A 1,578-nucleotide genomic window follows, 5' to 3' on the forward strand; every position below is an offset into this window, starting at 1 on the left:
AAAACAAGGGCAAGGGGTGCCCATTCCCTACGGGTGCGCCCGTTAGCTGTCCGGGGCCGGGGGCGGCGGCCGAACCGCCCTCCGGGCGGAAGGCCCCACCTTCACCCACCCGGAAGGTGCATGAGGCGGGCCGTCCCAGGGGCACCCCGGATCGCTACGCGCTTCTGCCGTCTCGGTGTCCCCGTCCCGTCTGTGGCTGGACATAGACCGCCCGAGGGGGAGGGGGAGGGGGAGGGGGAGGCAGGGGCGGTCCGTCGGCTACGTCTCGGGGCGGTGGGGGCGGGATCCTGCGAGGAGTTCGGAGCGGATCAGCTCCAGGAGGCGGCCGAGCCAGTTGCGGCCGTGCGCGCCCCAGAAGGAGGAGCTGTCGACGTAGTTCAGCCGGGCGTCCTCGGTGGCGAGGAGCACTTCGGCGAGCTGTGGGTGCTGGGTGAACTTCGCGCGGAGGAGGTCGGCCATCAGGGAGAGAGGGACGGCGTCGGTGTTGAGCTGGAATGCCGTGGCGACGGACGGATAGGACTGGCCGTCCAGCGTTATGGGCGACGGGTGCTCGTTGCGGAGGACCAGGAGACCGGTGTCGGTGGGCCATTCACTGGAGGCCGACGGCTCGATGGTGATCGAGGTGTTGAAGTCCGTGGGAATGGGGGCGGGTTCCTGCCTGCGCAGGAAGTAGTCGAGGGCCTGTTGGTGCATGAAGGGCGTGACCACCGGGCCGTCGCCGTCGACGGCGTGTCCCACCTCGGTCGAGAGTATGCGGAGTGGTCTGTCCTGGAGTTCCATGTCGCCGAGGACGTGTGCACGCAGGTGTCGGGGGATCCGCAGGTAGGCCTGACGGAGTGAGATGCGGTGGGGCTCGCTGGGGTCTTCCCGGTAGCGGTCGATCGCTTCCCAGCAACGGTCGACCGTCGTGGGACGGCCGTTGAGGGCCTCGATCTGGTCCACGACTTCGAGGACGAAGCTCTCGTGGGTGAGCGGTTCGCTCCTTCGGGAGCTCCATTTCGACGTCTCGGGCACGACTCGCCGTGCCGAGGGGTCGGTCGGGGAGATGCGGCCGGCGGCCAACTGGCGGGTGAGACTGGAGATGTCCGTGACCCTCTCGCACCGGATGGTCCCGTCGGCGAAGACGAGAAGATCCTCCACGTGGTAGCCGCCGCTCCAACTGCGGCACCAGACGTGGCGCCACACCCCGTCGACCATCTCGCCGTCGACCACCCGATACGTCGGTCCCCGCCAAGTCATGCGAGCACGTTAACCGTGCACGCCGAACCGCCCACCGTTTCCTGCCAAGACGGCCTGCAGGACGCGTTGCGCCGTGCCCCAGACGGCCCGTCGGCCGCGGGACGGCAGGAGCGCGTGGCGATCGTGTGCGGTCTATGTCCGGCCACAGATGGGACGGGGACACTGAGATCGCAGGAGCGCGTAGAGGTGTGGGGTGCCCCTGGGACGGGTCGTCTCATGCACCTTCCGGGTGGGTGAAGGTGGGGCTTCCCGCCCGGAGGGCGGGTTGGGCCGCCGCCCCCGGCTCCGCCGGGCAGCCGGGCGGACCCGTAGGGATCGGGCACCCTTTGCCCTTGTTTC

At 69.5% G+C, this 1,578-nt stretch carries 1 protein-coding gene; it reads right to left on the minus strand.

Annotated features, from left to right (window positions below):
• Window positions 1–258: 258 nt before the first annotated feature.
• The gene (locus tag ACFY61_RS31980; protein WP_389477994.1) at window positions 259–1,239 is read right to left on the minus strand and encodes a DUF1768 domain-containing protein; all 981 of its coding nucleotides are present in this window, start codon (window positions 1,237–1,239) and stop codon (window positions 259–261) included.
• Window positions 1,240–1,578 lie beyond the last annotated feature (339 nt).

Source organism: Streptomyces sp. NPDC012888, from assembly GCF_042900645.1.
Taxonomy (GTDB): Bacteria; Actinomycetota; Actinomycetes; order Streptomycetales; family Streptomycetaceae; genus Streptomyces.

Excerpts from the sequence above, each read along its gene's own strand:
- ACFY61_RS31980 (WP_389477994.1), bottom strand. The coding sequence starts at position 1,239 with ATGACTTGGCGGGGACCGACGTATCGGGTGGTCGACGGCGAGATGGTC.